Source organism: Bradyrhizobium sp. HKCCYLS3013 (assembly GCF_051167615.1).
In the GTDB taxonomy this organism is placed as follows: Bacteria; Pseudomonadota; Alphaproteobacteria; order Rhizobiales; family Xanthobacteraceae; genus Bradyrhizobium.
In genome coordinates this window covers 327052-345531 of record NZ_JBNPTK010000002.1, presented here as the reverse complement: position 1 = coordinate 345531, position 18480 = coordinate 327052, and the positions used below count along the sequence as shown (strand labels likewise).

At 67.0% G+C, this 18480-nt stretch carries 20 protein-coding genes; 6 read left to right on the top strand and 14 right to left on the bottom strand.

All coding sequences use genetic code 11. From position 1 onward, the window contains the following. Positions 1 to 80 precede the first annotated feature (80 nt). Positions 81 to 779 (bottom strand): DJ-1/PfpI family protein, encoded by a 699-nt coding sequence (locus ACQR1F_RS05665; RefSeq protein WP_434907571.1) that lies wholly within the window; start codon positions 777 to 779, stop codon positions 81 to 83. Positions 780 to 892: 113 nt separating this feature from the next. Here ACQR1F_RS05665 and ACQR1F_RS05660 point away from each other — a divergent pair, with 113 nt between their 5' ends. The 5 genes from ACQR1F_RS05660 to ACQR1F_RS05640 all read left to right on the top strand — a co-directional run bounded on the left by ACQR1F_RS05660 (position 893) and on the right by ACQR1F_RS05640 (position 5111). Next, positions 893 to 1834 carry a GlxA family transcriptional regulator gene (locus tag ACQR1F_RS05660; RefSeq protein WP_434907572.1) on the top strand — a complete coding sequence of 314 codons (942 nt, stop codon included), beginning with the start codon at positions 893 to 895 and terminating at the stop codon, positions 1832 to 1834. Positions 1835 to 1944: 110 nt separating this feature from the next. Then, complete coding sequence (locus ACQR1F_RS05655; protein WP_316180788.1) at positions 1945 to 2235, top strand: hypothetical protein; 291 nt, start codon at positions 1945 to 1947, stop codon at positions 2233 to 2235. 144 nt (positions 2236 to 2379) lie between these two features. After that, positions 2380 to 3138 (top strand): SDR family NAD(P)-dependent oxidoreductase, encoded by a 759-nt coding sequence (locus ACQR1F_RS05650; RefSeq protein WP_316180786.1) that lies wholly within the window; start codon positions 2380 to 2382, stop codon positions 3136 to 3138. 22 nt (positions 3139 to 3160) lie between these two features. Then, positions 3161 to 4411, top strand: coding sequence for an NAD(P)/FAD-dependent oxidoreductase (locus tag ACQR1F_RS05645; RefSeq protein WP_434912718.1), 1251 nt, complete (start codon positions 3161 to 3163; stop codon positions 4409 to 4411). A gap of 31 nt (positions 4412 to 4442) precedes the next feature. After that, positions 4443 to 5111, top strand: coding sequence for an amino acid ABC transporter permease (locus ACQR1F_RS05640; protein ID WP_315780581.1), 669 nt, complete (start codon positions 4443 to 4445; stop codon positions 5109 to 5111). A 129-nt stretch (positions 5112 to 5240) separates the two neighbouring features. Here the strand turns inward: ACQR1F_RS05640 and ACQR1F_RS05635 are convergent, their stop codons facing one another. From ACQR1F_RS05635 to ACQR1F_RS05595, 9 genes are all read right to left on the bottom strand, one after another. Next, the gene (locus ACQR1F_RS05635) at positions 5241 to 6119 is read right to left on the bottom strand and encodes a transporter substrate-binding domain-containing protein (RefSeq protein ID WP_434912649.1); all 879 of its coding nucleotides are present in this window, start codon (positions 6117 to 6119) and stop codon (positions 5241 to 5243) included. A 123-nt stretch (positions 6120 to 6242) separates the two neighbouring features. Then, the gene (locus ACQR1F_RS05630) at positions 6243 to 7256 is read right to left on the bottom strand and encodes a Na+-dependent transporter (protein ID WP_434912648.1); all 1014 of its coding nucleotides are present in this window, start codon (positions 7254 to 7256) and stop codon (positions 6243 to 6245) included. Between the two features lie 102 nt (positions 7257 to 7358). Continuing rightward, positions 7359 to 8423: a ketopantoate reductase family protein gene (locus tag ACQR1F_RS05625; protein WP_315800176.1), complete on the bottom strand. Its 1065-nt coding sequence runs from the start codon at positions 8421 to 8423 to the stop codon at positions 7359 to 7361. 261 nt (positions 8424 to 8684) lie between these two features. Beyond that, positions 8685 to 9299, bottom strand: coding sequence for a YitT family protein (locus tag ACQR1F_RS05620; RefSeq protein ID WP_316215707.1), 615 nt, complete (start codon positions 9297 to 9299; stop codon positions 8685 to 8687). 25 nt (positions 9300 to 9324) lie between these two features. After that, a complete protein-coding gene (locus ACQR1F_RS05615; RefSeq protein WP_316180780.1) occupies positions 9325 to 10491 on the bottom strand; it encodes an amino acid aminotransferase in 1167 nt (388 codons plus the stop codon). A 191-nt stretch (positions 10492 to 10682) separates the two neighbouring features. After that, positions 10683 to 11018 (bottom strand): hypothetical protein, encoded by a 336-nt coding sequence (locus tag ACQR1F_RS05610; RefSeq protein ID WP_315800173.1) that lies wholly within the window; start codon positions 11016 to 11018, stop codon positions 10683 to 10685. A gap of 72 nt (positions 11019 to 11090) precedes the next feature. Continuing rightward, on the bottom strand, positions 11091 to 11447 hold the full coding sequence (locus ACQR1F_RS05605; protein ID WP_315800172.1) for a cupin domain-containing protein: 357 nt from the start codon (positions 11445 to 11447) through the stop codon (positions 11091 to 11093). Positions 11448 to 11628: 181 nt separating this feature from the next. Then, positions 11629 to 12591 carry an alpha/beta hydrolase gene (locus ACQR1F_RS05600; protein WP_434912647.1) on the bottom strand — a complete coding sequence of 321 codons (963 nt, stop codon included), beginning with the start codon at positions 12589 to 12591 and terminating at the stop codon, positions 11629 to 11631. Positions 12592 to 12636: 45 nt separating this feature from the next. Continuing rightward, the gene (locus tag ACQR1F_RS05595) at positions 12637 to 13410 is read right to left on the bottom strand and encodes an SDR family NAD(P)-dependent oxidoreductase (RefSeq protein WP_316180775.1); all 774 of its coding nucleotides are present in this window, start codon (positions 13408 to 13410) and stop codon (positions 12637 to 12639) included. Between the two features lie 212 nt (positions 13411 to 13622). Here ACQR1F_RS05595 and ACQR1F_RS05590 point away from each other — a divergent pair, with 212 nt between their 5' ends. Then, entirely contained in the window at positions 13623 to 14609 is a 987-nt protein-coding gene (locus ACQR1F_RS05590) for a DUF2155 domain-containing protein (protein ID WP_315800169.1), read from the top strand. Between the two features lie 7 nt (positions 14610 to 14616). Here the strand turns inward: ACQR1F_RS05590 and aat are convergent, their stop codons facing one another. From aat to ACQR1F_RS05570, 4 genes are read right to left on the bottom strand one after another with little or no spacing between them, the layout of a single operon-like run. Further along, positions 14617 to 15297 carry a leucyl/phenylalanyl-tRNA--protein transferase gene (gene aat / locus ACQR1F_RS05585; protein ID WP_315800168.1) on the bottom strand — a complete coding sequence of 227 codons (681 nt, stop codon included), beginning with the start codon at positions 15295 to 15297 and terminating at the stop codon, positions 14617 to 14619. Between the two features lie 59 nt (positions 15298 to 15356). Further along, positions 15357 to 16445: a sensor histidine kinase gene (locus ACQR1F_RS05580; RefSeq protein ID WP_315800167.1), complete on the bottom strand. Its 1089-nt coding sequence runs from the start codon at positions 16443 to 16445 to the stop codon at positions 15357 to 15359. Beyond that, positions 16442 to 16879 carry a response regulator gene (locus ACQR1F_RS05575; RefSeq protein ID WP_172109443.1) on the bottom strand — a complete coding sequence of 146 codons (438 nt, stop codon included), beginning with the start codon at positions 16877 to 16879 and terminating at the stop codon, positions 16442 to 16444. Before ACQR1F_RS05575 ends, ACQR1F_RS05580 begins: the two co-directional genes overlap by 4 nt. Continuing rightward, a complete protein-coding gene (locus tag ACQR1F_RS05570; protein ID WP_434912646.1) occupies positions 16876 to 18396 on the bottom strand; it encodes a sensor histidine kinase in 1521 nt (506 codons plus the stop codon). Before ACQR1F_RS05570 ends, ACQR1F_RS05575 begins: the two co-directional genes overlap by 4 nt. Between the last annotated feature and the right edge of the window lie 84 nt (positions 18397 to 18480).

The window sequence follows — 18480 nt, the reverse complement described above, 5'->3', positions numbered from 1 at the left end:
TCGCGCGAGATGACCCGATCGGAAGAGGCCGCCCGAACTCCGGGCGGCCGCTTTGCTTTCGGGAGCCTGGCAAGCCTGCGCTACGACGGGTTGGTCCGGAGGGCGGCCGCCGCATGCTCCGCCGCCTCGATTCGCCGCTTCCGGGACGGTGCGATCCGCTCCAGCATGCGTGACACCACCTCGGGCGGCGCCGTGTCGGGGGAACCAGCGGTGAAAGGGGGCGCCGGATTGTATTCGAGCCTGAGCTGGATGGCCTCGGCCGTCTGGCGATCGACCAGCTGCGCCACCAGGGTCAGCGCGAAGTCGATGCCGGCCGTGACACCGCCGCCGGTTATCCGGTTACGGTCGATGCACACGCGCTCGGTGCTGACGGTGGCGCCGAACAGCGGCAGGCACTCGCGCGCGCTCCAATGGGTCGCGGCGCGATAGCCATCCAGCAGGCCGGCGGCGCCGAGCGCCAGCGAGCCCGTGCACACCGAGGTGACGTATCTGGCCCCTTCGGCCTGGCGGCGGATGAAGCCGATGACCTCGGCGTCGCCGAGGATGGCGTCGACGCCGAAGCCGCCGGGAATGCAGATCACGTCCGCCTGCGGACAGTCGGCAAAGGTCGTCGTCGGCAGCAGCGTGAGAACTGAGTCGGTCGGGATCGGCTCGATCTTCTTCCAGACCAGGTGCAGCGTTGCACCGGGCACGCTCGAGAACACCTGTACCGGTCCGGTGAGATCGAGCTGGGTCACCTGGGGAAACAGAACGAGAGCGATCGAAATCGGTCGGGGCATGGCGGTGCTCGCAGGTCTGGTGCTTGACGGCGGTCATTCTGCATGGTCCGCTGGATGGCTCATATGCCAAAGTTCCCTCGTTTCCGGACAGCGCGGGCCACGGAGCCATCCCCATGATCGGCGTGCTCATTTATCCCGATTTTCAGTTGCTCGACGCCGCCGGGCCGATCTCGGTGTTCGAGATCGCCGCGCGCTATGCGCGCGTCACGCCATCGATCAGGGTCATCGCCGCCACGCCCGGACCCGTGCGGTCGTCATCGGGGGCTGAGATGCTGGCGCGCAAATTCGGTCCGGTGTCGGCGCTGACCACGCTGCTGATCGCCGGCGGCGAGGGTGTGGAAGCCGCGAGCCGCAACACATGCACGCTGAACTTCGTTCGCAAGGTCGCGCAGCGCGGCACCCGGCTTGCCAGCATCTGTTCCGGCGCCTTCGTGCTGGCCGAAGCGGGCCTGCTGGACGGGCGGCGCGCGACCACACATTGGCAGCGCACGCGGCAGTTCCTGCGCGCCTACCCCCATGTGAAGCTCGAGCCTGACAGCATCTATGTCCGCGACGGCAACGTCTGGAGCTCGGCTGGGATCACTGCCGGCATCGATCTCGCACTCGCCATGGTCGCCGACGATCACGGCGAGGAGATCGCGCAGAAGACCGCACGTCAGCTCGTGCTGTACCATCGCCGCAGCGGCGGGCAGTCGCAGTTCTCCTCGCTGCTGGAGCTGAAGGCGCCGAGCGGCCGCTTCGCCGAACTCCTGACCTGGGCGCGCGAGCATCTCGATGCGCCGCTGACGGTCGACGACCTTGCCGAGCGTGCCGGCATGAGCACGCGGCATTTCACCCGCGCCTTCGTGGCCGAGACCGGCACGACGCCGTCGAAGGCGATCGAGCGTCTCAGGCTGGAGGTGGCGCGCGATCGGGTGCAGGCTTCGCATCAGCCGATCGAGTTGGTGGCCGAGGCGACCGGCTTTCGCGATCCTGAGCGGATGCGTCGCGCCTTCATTCGCGCCTTCGGCCAGCCGCCGCAGGCCCTGCGGCGCGCGGCACGTCTCACCGCCTGACCTGCATCAGTGGATTGGAGGCGCGAGCCTCGATCGTGGATGGCAATTGAAACAATTTAAAGTTGTATCTCGTGCGCAGAGCGCGCATACTGAATGTATTGCCATTGTTCATGGAGGATACGATGCGCGTATTTCTGTCCCTGATTTTGTTTGCTGCTGCCGCGCTCGGCAGTGTCGACAGCGCTTTTGCCGCAAAAGCCGAAGTCACCGGAATGTGCGTCTGCAAGAAAGGCGGCAGCACGATCGAGACCTATAGCGAGACGATCTGCGTGAAGAACGATCATGCGGGCTGCACATCCGCGAAGGTCGCCTGCGTGAATGCCTATGCCGCCACCTGCCAGGGCAAGGGCGGCACGATTTCACAGTCGACCAACAAGTGCAGTGTCGGCGCCAAATGCTGAACAGCTGATCAGCTAGACGTTTCCGAACATCTGTGACACGCAGACCCGCGCGGCGGACATCGGTGCATGTCCGCCCGCGTGTTGGCATCGGCAGGTGTGAGACCTATAGTCCGCCCCGCGAAACCGAGGGGTAGACGAGGCACGATGCGTGTCACCATCATCACCGGCAGCGGAGCCGGCATCGGCGCGGCCGTGGCGCGCCGCCTCTCCGCGCCGGGACAGGCCGTGATGCTGCACGGGCAGGGGGCCGACGAAGCGGGTCTGGCGCGTCTGCGGGAGGTCGCTGCGGCGTGCCGCGAGGCCGGCGCCGAAGCCGCGTTTCATTGCGGTGACCTGGCAAGGCCGGGTGTGGGCGCCGAACTGGTGGCGGCGGCCCGCACGCGGTTCGGCCGGATCGACGCGGTGGTGCATGCCGCCGGCTTTGCCGACCGCCGCAGCTTTCGCGATCTGCCGCGCGACGGGCTCGACCGCTCGCTCGCCGTGATGCCGGCGGCTTTTCATGAGCTCGCCAGCGCCGCACTCCCCGACCTCATGCGAAGCGCGGATGCGCGCGTCGTCGCGATCTCCAGCTTCGTCGCGCATCGCTTCGTGCCGGGCGGCACCTTTCCCGCCTCGGCCGCCGCCAAGGCGGCGCTGGAGGCGCTGGTGAAATGTCTCGCCATCGAGCTGGCTGCGTGCGGCGGCACGGCGAATGTCGTCGTGCCCGGATACACGCGCAAGGATGCGGGGCGGCTCGGCTCGCTCGACCCGGCCGCGTGGCAGACGGCGGCGGCGGCCAATCCGCAACAGCGCCTCGCCGAGCCCGATGACATCGCCGCCGCCGTGACCTTCCTGCTGGCGAAAGACGCCGGCCACGTCACCGGCGCGGTGCTGCCGGTCGATGGCGGCCTGACCCTGATGTAAGCAGCAGATGGATCGAGTGACGATGGAGAGCGTGCAGCAGACAGCCGACGTGGTCGTGCTGGGAGCGGGGATCGTCGGCGTCTCCTCCGCCTACGCCATTCGGGAGCGCGGGCTTTCGGTGGTGCTGGTCGACCGCAAGGCGCCGGGCGAGGAGACATCGTACGGCAATGCCGGCATTCTGTCCTCCGGCTCGATCCTGCCGCTCAATAAACCCTCGCTGTTCTCAGCGCTGCCGTCCTATCTCGGCAACCGGAGTGCAGCCCTGCGCTGGGATCCGGCATGGACTCTACGTAACGTCGAATGGGTGCTGCGCTTCCTCGCCAATGCCGTGGAGTCCCGCGTCAGGCCGCGTGCCACCGCCCTGCATGGCCTGATTGGCGCGTCGCTGAAGCTGCATCGCGACTGGATCGTCAGGTCGGGCGAGCCGCAGCGCATCCGCGAGACCGGCTGGCTCAAGGCCTGGCGCAGCGACGCCGTCGGAGCGGCCAAGGCGGAGCAGGCTTTCCTGGCCGAATACGGCATCAAGAGCGAGCTGCTCGACCGCCAGGGCATTTCCGCGCTCGAGCCGAACCTGCTGCCGGTCTACAAGGTCGGCCTGCTGCACAGCCAGACGGCGTCGGTCGATTCGCCCGGCAACGTGACCAAGGCCTATGCGCGGATGTTCGAGGGCGCGGGCGGCATGCTGCGGCAGTCGGAGATCAGGGCGCTATTGTCCGATGGCGACGGCTGGCGCGCCGTGCTCGGCGACGGCGAGATCCGCGCCCGCCATGTCGTGGTTGCGCTCGGCCCGTGGTCGCCGGACATTCTCAGGTCGCTGGGCTACCGGGTGCCGATGGCGTTCGAGCGCGGCTATCACCAGGAGTTCACGCCCAATCCTGCGCGCATGCTGCACCGTCCGATCCACGACGCCGAGGGCAGCTTCCTGATGACGCCGATGGAGAACGGCGTGCGGGTCACGAGCGGCGTCGAGCTGACCGATCGCGACGCACGCTCGAATTTCGCCCAGCTCGAGCAGGTGGTGCCGCTGGCGCGCGGCGTGGTCGAGTTCGGCGAGGCCGTGGCTCAGCCCTGGCGCGGCGCGCGGCCGACCTTGCCGGATTCGCTGCCGATGATCGGGCCGGCGCCGCGGCATTCCGGCCTGTGGCTTGCATTCGGCAACCAGCATATCGGCTTCACCACGGGGCCGGCCACGGGCGCGGCGATCGCCGCGATGATCGCGGGCGAGGCGCCGTCGTTCGACGCCTCCGCCTTTGCTCCGAGCCGGTATCTGTGAGGGGCCGCGACCGCGTCACGCCGGAGCTGCGATGAACTACACCTGGGATTTCGCCATCCTCGCCAAGTACAGCCATCTGTTCTGGGTGGGGCTCGGCTGGACCATGGCCTACACGCTCGGCACCATCCTGCTCGGCTCGGTGATCGGACTCGTCGTCGGCATCGTCAGGCTGCGCCGTCCGGTCGTCATCGACTGGCTGCTGATCGGCTATATCGAGCTGTTCCGCTGCACCCCGCTGCTGGTGCAGATCATCTGGTTCTACTACGCCTTCCCGGTCGTGATCGGCGTCAACATTCCGGCGCATGTCGCCGCGGTCACCGTGCTGTCGCTCTATGCCGGGGCGTTCTATGCCGAGATCGTACGCGGCAGCATCGAGAGCGTGCCGCGCGGGCAGTGGGATGCGGCGCGCGCGCTCGGTCTGCGTCCGTGGCGGATGATGCGGCTCGTGATCCTGCCGCAGGCCTTGAAGCCGATGCTCGCGCCCTACGTCAACCAGTCGGTGACGCAGTTGAAGAACACCTCGCTGGTGTCGGTGATCGCGGTGCCGGATCTCGTCTACAACGCAACCTTGATCAATGCCGACACCTACCGGCCGCTCGAGGTCTACACCATCATCGCGCTGATCTACTTCGCGATCCTGTTTCCGGCCACCCTGCTGGGCCGCCGGTTCGAGCGCGGCATGACGTACGACAAGGCGTGAGAGACTCGGCGTAGCAACATTCTCGCCGTCATTGCGAGCGCAGCGAAGCAATCCAGGGCGGCACGTATAGCCCTGGATTGCTTCGTCGCTGCGCTCCTCGCAATGACGGCGGAGAGAGCGCCGCTTCGCTTAGATATTCACCTCGACCGGCACGTCGTCGGCCTTGACGCCGGCGAGCCCCAGGCCCTTGACGAACCATTCCCGCATCTGGCCGATGCCGCGATTGTAGTCGATCCACACCGCGAGGAAGTCGCGCCAGCGTTTGTCGGCCTCGCGGCGCACGCCCATGCTGGACGGGATGGCGACCGACGGCGACTGCAGGATCTTGTAGGTGCCGAGGTTAGGGTTCTTGGCGATCGCGGTGAGGCCCAGGATCAGTGCGTTGACGACGACGTCGACGCGGCCCGACGCCATCTCCAGCATCACCTCGTCGCGCGACTTCAGCGACTTGATCGTGGCGTTGGGCGCAAAGCGCCGGGCCACCGCCTCGTTGGCCGAGCCGACGTCGACGGCGATCTTCACGTCCGGCTTGTTGATGTCGGCCCAGGTCTTGGCTTCCATGCCCTTCTTCAGCATCGCGCCGAACGGATGCGGAAACACCGTCCCGCAGAAGTCGATGACCAGCGCGCGCTGCGGCGTCGGGTTGAGCGCGAAGCCGAGATCGATCTTGCCGGCCTGCAGGTCGAGCACCGAATTGCCGTAGGTCGACTCGACATATTCGAGCTTGACGTCGAGCAGCTTGGCGATGTCGTTGGCCATCTCGATCGAGAAGCCCGACCAGGTGCCGGTGGCCAGATCCTTGTTGAAATAGGGCAGCTCGCCCGGCAGCACGGCGATGCGCAGCACCTTGTTGGCGCGGACGCGGTCGAGCGTGTTGTCGGCCGCTTGCGCCGAGGCGGGCGTCGCCGTCATGGCGGACGCGAGCGCGGCACCGGAGCCGATGGCGAGCGCGTAGCGCAGCGCTTCGCGGCGGTCTTCCGAAATTTTCTGATCGTCTGACGTGGTCACATCATCCTCCTGCACCAACAGGCGCGGAGCGTAGCGCCGGCCATGCACGCCAGCAACAACGATGTCGGCCTTGATAGTAAGCGGCTGGCCGTCGTCATGCCGGCTCGGCCAAACGCCGCTGCCTCATTCCGATGCAGGACTGATCAAGCCGTGATCGGTCCCGCCAGATGGAAGCGGCCTCGGGCGCAGGCGCTCGGCGACCGGCCGCAACAATTGTGGGGCCAGGTGAATCGGGAACTGGCTCATCGCGAAATACAGCCAGGTCGTGCCGGGGATCGCGCCCTCGGTCGCCGCGAGCATCAGCCCCATGTTGCGCAGCGACACCATCATGCCGAGCGCCATCGCGCGTTCGCGCCCCGCACCGCGAAACAGCAGCATCGTGGTACCAAGCAGCAGGAAGAACACCGCGAAGGCGAGCAGCGCCAGTCCCAGCATGCGGAACGGGCTCGCCGCCAGGTCGGCCAGAAAATGCGCCATGATGGCGGAAGCGAACACGAACAGGATGAGGATGTTGAAGCCGTCGATCGGCGCGCGGTGGCGGCGGATCGCGTCGCTGCCGAAGGCAAGGCGGATCGCGGCCGCCGTAGCCAGCGCGCCCGCAAGGATGGCGGCGAGCTTCAGCCCGAGCGCGGCCGGAGACAGTGACAATGTCTCGCCCAAAAACACATAGGCGAACAGCGGCGCCGTCAGCGGCACCAGCGCGGTCGAGGTCACCAAGGTGATGAGTACGAGCGTCGCATCCAGCCCCATCAGCGCGGCGAGCGCGGGCGAGGCCATCATCGGCGAAGCCGTCGCCTGCAGCATCAGCGCGAGATGGAGGTCGGGCGCGGCGGCATCGACGCCCGTGACGCGCGCGATCGCGCCGACCAGCGCCGGCACGGCAATCGTGGTCCAGGCCGTCGCGGCCACCACCAGCAGAGGCCGGCGCAGATGCGCTGTCAGCATCGCGACGTCGACGCGCATGAAGGAGATGCAGAGCAGCAGGAAGATCGCATGCGTGACGTAGGGGCGCGTGAGCTCGCCGAGCGGCGGCACTGCGATTGCCACGATCAGCACCGCGACGATGGCGCGGGTGCCCTGATTGCCGAGCCAGCTCAGGGCCTGCAGAGGAAAAGCGAGAGGCCCGAGGGACGGCATCTTCATTCCGAACGATGGGAATCAATGAACGCGCGAACCATGCGTTGGCCGCGCGTTCATGCAAAGTCACATCTGGTTACGGACGATGTCGGCGCCCGCGCGTCATTGCGCGCTGGAGCCGCCGACCACGATCTTCTCGTTGAGCTTGAAGTCGACCGTCTGCACTGTCTGATCGATCTCGGGGTTGGGCATGCCGAGCTGCTGCGAGATCAGCTTCACCAGAAGGTCGACGCGCTCGATGAAGGGCGCGCCGGCGGCGACGGCGCGCGCGGCCGACGACGGCTTGAGCAGGCTCTCGGCCGCCTTGGCGTATTTCTCGAACGGCACCTGGTCGCTTGGATCGGCGCCGAGCTTGCGCGCGATGGCGTCGACGTGCTCGTAGATCGATTTCGACTGGGCGAGGTTGCCGTGCACGGCGTCGCGGATCGCCTGCGGCTCGCCGCGGGTGATGCAGCGGTAGTTGCCGGTCAGCAGCATCGACCACTTCGCCAGCGGCACGAACAGCGAGTCGAACACCTTCAGCTTCACGGGCACATCCTGGCCGTCGAGCCTGACCGCGTCGATGTCGCGCTCGAGCTCGCGCAGCAGCGCGTTGTGCGTTTCGTCCTCGAACGCAGCGGCCTTGAAGTTGGTCGGCAGGCCGACATGCAGCACGTTCGCGCCTTCCTCCGGCGGACGGAAGGCCTGGGGATCCGGCGAGCACAGCGTCACCAGCCCGGGCGTGAAGCGTTCCCACACCGCAGGATTGGTGTAGGCCTCGTCGAGATCGACATTGGCGAGCGCCGGGATGCGCTTGAGATAGGGCAGCGGCGGCATGTTCATGATCGAGAGGCACGGCAGCCTGGCCTCGGCGATCTTCACCATAAGCACGCGGATGGTGTGGTTGGTGTATTGCGGCTCCTGCATCGCCAGGCCGACCAGGTCGTAGCGCGACAGGTCGACACTGTCCGGCGTGGCGGCGTCGAGCTTGCCCGGCAGGTCGCGCGAGAAGATCGAGCGGTGCGTCGGCTCGTCGCGCAGCTTGATGCGGACTTCGGTGCCGTCGCGGTTGATCAGCTCCGCCGTTTTCTTGCGGCAGACCAGCGTCACGTTGTGACCGGCCATCAGCAGCTTGGTGCCGAGGAGGGAGCCGTAGGAGGCCCCGAGAATCAGGATGTTGCGTGCCATGCCTTGGTCGTCCCCAGAGATCGGTTCGAGATTTCGCGTTCGCGTTTCTTATTGGTGATCCAGCCGGACCGAAGAGTCCGTCAGGCGCCCCGCAGGGGCGGACGGAGGCGGTAACCCATTGCTTCGGTTGCTGGCATACCAGAGCTTTCATCCCATGGAATGCGCCGTCTGGCAAGGTGCAGCGCACCCAGGCGGCACCCGGCGCGTGTCGCGGCCGAGCCGGCTAGGCGCGATCGACCTTGCGCTTGGAAATCCGGCGGCTCAGCTCAGCGCCATATAGCGCCCGGGCTTGTGGTTGATCGCGATGATGACGTTGACGATCACGATGCCCAGGATCGACAGCGCCAGACGGTTGACCGGGATGACGAAGAACGCGGCGATCATGATGAGGAAGTCGACGGCGAGCTGGAAATAGCCGGCGCGGATCTTCCAGTGCTCCTGCAGATAGAGCGCCAGGATGTTGATCCCGCCGAGCCCGGTGCGATGCCGGAACAGCATCAGCAGACCGGTCCCGGTCAGGCCGGCGCCGATCACCGTGGCATAGATCGGATCGATATGGCTGATGTCGATCCATGACGCCGTCAGCCGTGAGAACAGCGCGACGAGCCCGACCGCGACGAAGGTGCGGATCGTGAATGGCCAGCCCATGCGCCGGACGGCCAACGCATAGAACGGCAGATTGATCAGGAAGAAGCTGACGCCGAAGCCATAGCCGCTGACGTAGCTCAACAGCAGCGACAGGCCGGCGGTGCTGCCGACCAGCAGCACCGTCTTGCTGTAGATGAGCATGCCGAGCGACACGAACAGCGTGCCCAGCGTCAGCGCCATCGCGTCCTCGTAGAGCTTGTGCCGCTCCTGAGCGACGATCTCGGTCACGGCCTTGGTCCTTGCAGGCGATGGCTCAAAGCGACTTGAACAGGCCGGCGACGCGCGAGACGTCGGCGAGCTTCAGGCCTGCGATGTTGATGCGGCCCGAGGTCGGCATGTACACGCCGTGCTTTTCGCGCAAGGCCATGACCTCGGCCGGCGTCACCGGCAGCAGCGAGAACATGCCTTCCTGGACGCCGATCGCGATCGTGTTGGACCAGCGCCCGCCGAGCGCCTCGGCAAAGCCGCGCCGCAGGCTCGCCAGGCGGAGCCGCATCGACTCGAGCTCCTCGCTCCAGTCGCGTCGCAGATCGGAGCTGTCGAGAATGGTCTTCACGATCGCCGAACCATGGTCCGGCGGCATCGAGTAGCTGGTGCGCGCGATCGCGACGAGATTGGAGCGCGCGGTGTCGGCGGCTGCCTGCGACGTCGCGACGGCATAGAGCGCGCCGGTGCGCTCACGATAGAGCCCGAAGGACTTCGAGCACGACACGGCCACGAGCGCCTCGGGGACGGCCGCGATCATCGTCCGCAGGCCGGCGGCGTCACCTTCGAGCCCGGCGCCGAATCCCTGGTAGGCGGAATCGATCAGCGGCACGAGCCCGCGCGCGGCGATCACGGCGGTGATGCGCGCCCAATCCTCCGCGCGCAGCGGGGCACCGGTGGGATTGTGGCAGGAGGCGTGGATCAGGACGGCGTCGCCGGGCGCGGCGCGCTGCAGTGCCTCCAGCATGCGGTCGAGCTGCAGCGTCTGCGAGGGCACGTCGAAGTAGGGATAGGTCTCGATCTCGAGCCCGGCCGCGGCGAAGATGCCGGCATGGTTGGGCCAGCTCGGCAGGCCGAGCCAGATCTTGCCGGTGCCGGCCTGGCGAACCAGATCGGCTGCGAGGCGCAAGGCGCCGGAGCCGCCCGGCGTCTGCACGCCGGCGGCGTGGACCGGCAAGGCCGTGCCGCCGACCATCGACCACAGCAGGTCGAGGAATGCCTGGTCGCCTTCCGGCGCCACATAGCTTTTGCTGTCCTGGCTCTCCCAGATGATGCGCTCGGCAGCTTTCACAGCGCGGAAGATCGGCGAATGGCCGGCCTCGTCACGATACACGCCGACGCCCAGATCGACCTTGTCCGCTCTCGGATCAGCCTTGAAGATGCCGATCAGAGCGAGCAGGGGGTCATCGGGTTGGTGGGTCAAGCGGTCGAACATCGGGGCGATCCTATTGGAGGATGGTCTCGCCAGACGGCCATGGGCCGTCCTTGCGGGCGACGGGACACTATCTTGGTTGCAGCGCAAAAACAGCGGACATTTCGGCGATGCTCTGCTTCGTCAGCTGCATGGGCGGCCGTTGCGCCCTCAGAACTGGCCCTGGCCTGCCTGAGCGTACTGAGCGACAAGCGTCAGCGACTGCCGTCTGAGCCAGAACGAGGCTCGGGAGACGGCTGTGGGGACTCGTTGCGGATCCTGCTCGCGCGCTTGGCGGCAAGCTGGGAGCGAACCCTGCCATCGACTTTGCGTCCGGTCGCACGCTGCCATGTCCGAAGCTCGGCGGCGGTCAGGATCACCTTCACGACACGCTGGTCTGGACGATCGCCGATCGTGTCGATGACCTCCTGAACGCTGGTCAGCCATTCTTCGTAGGTATCGTGCAGATCTGGGCAGATACGCCTGATATCATCCCACTCCTCGGGCTTGAACCAAGCCAGCGCAATCTCCAGAGTTGGCTCCATGTTCATCCTGCTCACCTGTCCGCTCCGAATGATATCTCAAACTCGCGGGGTCCCGAAGCTCTGACGTCTTTCGGCGAGTCAGATGCGCGGCTTGGGCGCGGGCACCCGGTCGGAGTCGCCTGAGTTCGGTTCGCCCTTGGGTTCGATCAGGAGCACCTTGACCTCTTTGGCCGCGCGCGGCCGATGGACGACGCCTCTGGGAACAACGAACAACTCGCCGGCCTTCACCGTTCGCGAGGGCTGACCTTCGATATCCATTTCCATCTCGCCTTCCAGGACGAGGAAGAAGTCATCCGTCGTGTCATGCTTGTGGAACGGGAATTCTCCCATGAACTTCACGACCATCACGTCATTGTCGTTGTAGTCCGCGACCACGTGCGGGTCCCAATGGCCTGAGAATTGGCTCAGCTTGTCGGCGAGGTTCACGGTCTTCATGCGCGAGTCTCCTGCTGCGAGGAATGAGATGTGGCTGTCCAGTCGTCCCGGCTGGTTTGCACGGGATGTAGCTGTTGCTCGAGCGCGAGCAAGCCGATCTCACACGAGACGACTTCGACCGCATGTGAGCGCGACCCGCGAACTCGCGGGTCGTTGTGTTCCGAGCTCAGCGCGGTAACGCTCAGATGCCGCCGGGCCGATCGAGCTGCTTCAGCCAGACGCCGATGTCGCGCGCCGCGACATTGGCCTGGTCGAGCAGCTTGCCCATGGTGAAGAAGCCGTGGAACTGGCCGGGATGCGTCCGATAGGTCACCGGCACGCCGGCCTCGCGCAAGCGCCGCGCGTAATCGTCGCCTTCGTCGCGCAGCGGATCGGCGCCTGCGGTGAGCACATAAGCCGGCGGGAGCCCGACCAGGGTTTCCGCCTTTGCCGGCGAGGCCCGCCAATCATGGATGTCGGCGGCACTGTTGAGATAATGGTCGCGAAACCAGCGGATCACCGAATGCGTCAGCAGCACGCTGGTCTCGGGCTCGCTGTGCGAGGGATGGCTCATCGAAAAGTCGGTGGCCGGATAGATCAGCACCTGGCCTGAGAGCTTCGGGCCCTTGCCGTCACGCGCCGAGAGCGCGACGACGGCGGCGAGATTGCCGCCGGCGGAATCGCCGCCGACGCTGAGCCTGGCTGCATCGATGCCGAGCGCGGCGGCATTGTCGGCGATCCATCGTATGGCCGCGGCGGCGTCGTCGACCGCGGCCGGAAACTTGTGCTCGGGCGCGAGGCGGTAATCGACAGAGATCACGATCAGTTCGCCTTCGTGCGCCAGCGCGCGGCAGACCACGTCGTGCGAGTCCAGATTTCCGATCACCCAGCCGCCGCCGTGATAGAACACCAATCCCGGCGCAAGACCGTTGGTCTGCCGCACCGTTTTTGGCCGATAGAGCCGGGCCGGGATTGCGCCATGCGGGGCAGGGATGGCGAGGTCCTTGACCTCCGCAAGCTCGGGCGGCTCGGGATTGCTGACGACGCGCGCGGCCAGGTAGTAGTCCCGCGCCTCCAGCGGTGTCAGCGTCTCATAGGCCGGCCGACCGGCCTCCTGAAATGCCTTGTAGACGGCAGCGGCATCGGCATCGAGTTGCACGGGCATTGCAAAAACCTGTCGGGTTGAAAAGACGGTCGAGTGGAAGGGACGTCAGGCGGCGGTGCGGCCGCCATCGACGGTGTAGGCTGCGCCGGAGACGTAGCTCGCATCATCGGAGGCGAGGAAGGCGACGATCGCGGCGACCTCCGCGCCCTGGCCGAGCCGGCGCGCGGGGACGCGGTCGACGACCTTGTCGGCCGGCACGGGAGCGCCGCTGCGCCCTTCGATGATCGCGCTCAGCATGCGGCTCTCGATCAGCCCGGGGCAGATGCAGTTCACGCGCACATTGGTGCCGGTGCATTCCCACGATGCGCTCTTGGTCAGGCCGATCACCGCGTGCTTGCTGGCGCTGTAGACCGCGATCTGTGGCGAGCCGATCAGGCCGGCGATCGAGGCGGTGTTGATGATCGAGCCGCGGTTCTGCTTCAGCATCACCGGCAGCACGTGCTTGAGGCCGAGAAAGACCCCGACCACGTTGACGTCGAGCACGCGGCGGAACGCCTCCAGCGGATACGCCGTGATCGGCTTGATCTCGCCTTCGATGCCGGCATTGTTGAAGAACACGTCGATGGTGCCGAACCGATTGCAGGCCTGTCGGACATAGGCCGCGACCTGGTCCTCGTCGGTGACGTCGGCGGCCACGGCGAAGGTCTCGGCGCTTGCGGGCAGGCCGGCCGTCGCGGCGGCGAGATCGGCCTCGCGCCGGTCGACGGCGACGATGCGGGCGCCCCGCGCGGCCAGCAGCCGCATGGTCGCGGCGCCGATGACGCCGGCCGCGCCGGTAACGACGGCCACCCGGCCGTCGAGACGGATCGAATCAGACATCGGTTTCCTTCCCTTTGACGCCGGTTCCGTCCGGCTCTTGATCACGACTATCTCATTGGATGAACCGGCTGACCAGCACGCGGCGTGCTGGCAGCTCGCCCTTTCCCCGCCGTATTCGGCATGTTAACGGGAGGGCTGATCGAGAGCGGCGGATGGGTCATGACGCGATTTGATTGTCCCGAACCCCGATTCGCCTGATAAAGCCGCGCGAGATGCACCGAACAATCGTCCTGACCGGTATCGCGGCATTGCTGGCCGCCACATCCCTCACGCTGTCCGTGCCGGCGCGCGCGCAGATCGGTACCATTTTCTCCGATCCGGTTCCGCGCCCGCCGGGCAACATTCCGCGCCGTGGCGAGCCGATTCCGCCTCCCGAGGAAGAGGAGGAGATCCCCGAGCTGCCGCAGGGCCGGGTGCTGCCGGCGCCGACCCGGCCGCCGCCAGGGCAGGGCGCCGCCCTGCCGGGTCCGGTCCAATCCCAGCCGCTGGCGCCGCCGCCGGGAACGACGATCCTGCCACAGAACAATCCTCCGGTCGCGGCCGTGCCGCCGCCCGGCCAGCCGGGGGCTGCGCCCGGTCAGCGGCAGGCGCCGCCACGCGGCGCACCCCAGAATGCGGCGATCCCGCCGAACGGCGCGGTACCGCAAACCCCGGCCACCATCCAGCCGGGCGACGAGGTCGTGACCGAACCGCCGGCGCAGAAGATCGTCAACAAGAAGGCGAGCTTCTCCGGGCTCGACAAGATCACCGGCCGCATCATCAATTTCGACGAGGAAATCGGCGAGACCGTGCAGTTCGGCGCCCTGCGGGTGAAAACCGATGCCTGCTACACGCGGCCGGCCACCGAGGCCGCCAACACCGACGCATTCGTGGAGGTCGACGAGATCACCTTGCAGGGCGAGGTGAAGCGCATCTTCTCGGGCTGGATGTTCGCGGCCAGCCCCGGCCTGCACGGCGTCGAGCACCCGATCTACGACATCTGGCTGGTCGACTGCAAAGAGCCGCAGACCACGGTCGTCAGCGCCGCGCCGGATCAGAAGCCGGCCGCGGCGCCGCAGCCTGCGCAAAAGCGTCCGCCGCAGCAGCGGCAGGCGGCGCCCAGGTCGCCACCGCCGCCGCAGCAGTATCAGACCCAGCAGGTGCCGCCACCACCGCCGCCGCCCCAGGCGGGCGGACCGTTCGGCGGAGTGTTCAGATAACCGGCGCTCAGCCGCGCGCGGCGATGATCGCGAGTGCCTCGGCGCCTGAGATCGGCCGATCAACCGCCAGCCTGGCGAAATTGGCGGCCGGCCCCCTCAGGGCCTTTTCGAGCAGCACGGTGTAGCGCCGGCGCGGGATCTCGAGGGCGCCGAAGGTCTTGAGGTGCTCGGTGACGTATTGGGTGTCGAGCAGCTCGAAGCCGCCGGCGATCAGCCGCGCGACGAGATGCACCAGCGCGACCTTCGAGGCGTCGCGGGTGCGGTGAAACATGCTCTCGCCGAAGAAGGCGCGGCCCAGGCTGACGCCGTAGAGGCCGCCGACCAGCTCGCCATCCTGCCAGCATTCGACGCTGTGGCAATGGCCGAGCGCGTGGAGGCCGCTATAGAGCTCGCGGATGCGCTTGTTGATCCAGGTGTCCTCGCGGCCGGGCTGCGGCGCGGCGCAGCCATCCATCACCGCCTTGAAGGCCTGGTTCACCGTCACGGTGAAGGCATCCGACCGGACCGTGCGCGCCAGGCGCGAGGCGACGCGAAAGCCGTCGAGCGGAATGACGCCGCGCAGCTCCGGCTCGACCCAGAACAAGGTCGGGTCGTCGGCGCTTTCGGCCATCGGGAAGATGCCGCAGGCATAGGCACGCAGCAGGACCTCGGGCGTGATCTCTGACGCTGCGGAGTCGCGCGTATTCATGAGATCAGCATAGCAGGCCGACGTCGGCCGCGCGATGGTCGCGTTCCGTCCGCGCTAGCTCAACCGACCGCGGCAGAAGCGGGCTTGGGAGCATGCTTTTCGAAGCGGAATCGGACGACGATCTTGGTGCCGGCATGGTTCGGGTCCGGGCCGACGCTGGCATCGAGCTTGGTCGCCATGGCGCTGACGATGCGCTGGCCCATGCCGGTCGAGCGCGGGTCGCTGGTCGCGTTGAGGCCGACCCCGTTGTCGGCGATCGACAGCATGATGTCCTCACCCGCGAGCTTCAGCTCGACATGGATCGGGCCAGGGCCGTCGGGATAGGCGTATTTGACCGCGTTCATGACCAGCTCGTTGACGACGATGCCGATCGCGACCGCGCGATCCGGGTCGATCTCGACCGGCTCCGCCTTCAGGGTCAGCCGCGACATCCGGTTGCCCTCGGCCGAGCGGCGGAGGTCGTCGAGCAGCGAATCCAGGTACTGGTTGAGCAGCACGCTCTTGAGGTCTTGGGACGTGTAGAGGCGGCGATGCACCTGTGCCACGGCGGCGACGCGGCCCATGGCGTTGGTCAGCGCCGCCTTGACGTCGTCCTGATTGCTGGAGTTGGCCTGAAGATGCAGCAGCGAGGCGATGATCTGGAGCGAATTGCCGACGCGGTGATTGACCTCGCGCAGCAGGACCTCGCGCTCGGCCGCCAGCGCCGCGTAGCGGTCGCGTGACGCCCGCACCTCGGCCTCGGCCTCGTCGCGCGCCTTCTGCAGCCGTGCCTGCCGCACCGCGCCTTCGGCTGCGACCTGCAGCAGCGGGATGAACTCGCCCTGCACGTCCTTGACGAGGTAGTCGGCCGCGCCCGCCTTCAGGGCCGTGACCGCGATCTTGGAATCCTGCGAGGCGGTGACGAACACCACCGGCGGTGGTTCGGGCAGCGCCATGATGCGCTCCAGCGTCTCGAGCCCGTCGAAGCCTGGCATGTACTGGTCGAGCGCCACGACGTCGATGCCGCCGCGCTCCAGCCGCTGCAAGCCTGCGCTGCCGTCGCTCGCGTGTTCCACCGTGAAGCCCAGGCGCTTGAGCCCGCGCTCCACCAGCCGCGCCAGCGCCGCGTCGTCGTCAATGTAGAGCAGCGTGGGGGCGGCGGAGCTCATGCGGCGGGCGGAACCTGGATGACGGAGAAGAACAGGCCGAGTTGGCGAATGGCGTTGGCGAAGCTTTCGTAGTTGACCGGCTTGGTGATGTAGACGTTGCAGCCGAGTTCGTAGCACCGCTTGATCTCCTGCGAGTCGTCGGTCGTGGTGAGGATGACCACGGGCGCGCTCTTCAGGAAGCTGTTCTGCTTGACCATCTTCAGGATGTCGATGCCGGTCATGTCCGGCAGGTTCAGGTCGAGCAGGATCAGCAATGCGTGCCCCTTGTGATCGAGGCCGGTGCCGTCAGCACCCAGCAGATACTTCACGGCATCTGTACCATTGGTGAACGGCTTGATCTCGTTGTTGACGCCGGACCGGCGGATGTTGCGCTCGATCAGGCGGGCGTGGCCTTCGTCGTCCTCGATCATGATGATCGTCACGGGCATGGTCATCGGTCTGAATTCCGGTTTGAGGCGTTCCAGTTGATCGGGAGCGTGATGGTGAACGTGCTGCCCTGGTCGAGCTCCGACGCGACCGACATGGTTCCGCCGAGCCGGCGCACCAGCGCGCGGACATGCGCCAATCCAATCCCCTGACCCGGACGGTCCTGGGTCCCGGCGCGGCGGAACAGATCAAAGATACGTTGATGATCCCGGGGATCAATCCCCCGGCCGTTGTCCGTGATCTCGAAGATGGCGAAACCGAGCTTGGTGCGGGCGCGAATGGCGATGTCGCCGGGAACGCCCGGCTTGAGATATTTGATGGCGTTGTCGATCAGGTTGGAGAAGATCTGCTCCAGCGCCAGGCGGTCGCTGACGATGGCCGGCAGCGGTTCCACGCGGATGGTGGTGTCGGTTTCGGCCGCCTGATGCGCCAGGGTCGAGACGATGCCCTCGATCAGCTCGCGCGTATCGACCCGCACCGGCACGAACTCGCGGCGGCCCTCGCGGGTCAGGTTGAGGATGGCCGAGATCAGCCGGTCCATCTTGGCGATCGAGGATTTGATGAAGCCGAGCGCCTCGGTGAAATCCTCCGACAGCTGCTGGTCGGCGCCTTCGAGCTCGGGCTCGGTGCCTTCCGCCGGCGGCGGCGCGTCGGAGGCCGCCCGCGCCAGCGTCGCGATGCGCCGGAAGATATCGTTGCGCAGTTCGTCGAGCTCGCTGGTGAAGCCCATGATGTTGACCAGCGGCGAGCGCAGGTCGTGGCTCACGATATAGGCGAAGCGCTGGATCTCCTCATTGGCCTCGCGCAGATCGGCGGTGCGCTCGTCGACGGTGGCTTCCAGATTGAGATTGCTCTCGCGCAGCTGTGCCTCGGCATCGTCGCGCGCGCGGGTCGAGCGGCGCACCAGCAGCACCGAGATGATGGCGAGCACGACGACCAGCGCCGAGCCGGTGATGGTGACGATGGCGGCGAGCCGCTGGCTGGCATCGGCATTGGCGGTCCGCAGCGCCAGCAGCCGCTCCTCCTCGAGACGCATCGCCTCGGCGGTGTCGCGCATGGTCTTGCTGCTGCTGGTCGAGCCCGCGTCGCGGACCAGGGCGATCGCGGCGGCGAGGTCGCCGCGCGCGACCAGCAGCTTTTCGCGGTCGAATTGCGACAGCCGGGTCTCGATCACGCTGCGCAGCGCGGCGAGATTTTCAACCTGGGCGGGGTTGTCCGCCACCAGCCCATGGAGCTTCTCGAGCACCGGCCCGATCGCCGCCACGGCCGCCTCGTGGTCGCTGAGGAACTCCTGTCCCTGGGTGAGAAGGTAGGCCCGCGCTGCGCTCTCGGCGCGCCGCACCTCGAGCAGCAGGGCGTTGATCTGGTTCTCGGCCTCGACGGTGTGCACCACCCAGGCGCTGTCGCTGCGGGCCTTGTTGACCAGCAGAACCGACGCCGTGCTGACCGCGACAAGCACGAGGAAGCCCGCTGACAGCAGCAGGACCTGTCCCAGCGTGCGCCTTCGTCTCACCTCAGGCGCCACCGCATACTCGCACGTCGTTGAAAATCACTGCCCCCTGGCGGAACTGATCCGACCCACCAGAACGCGGCTGCGGCCGGATGGTTC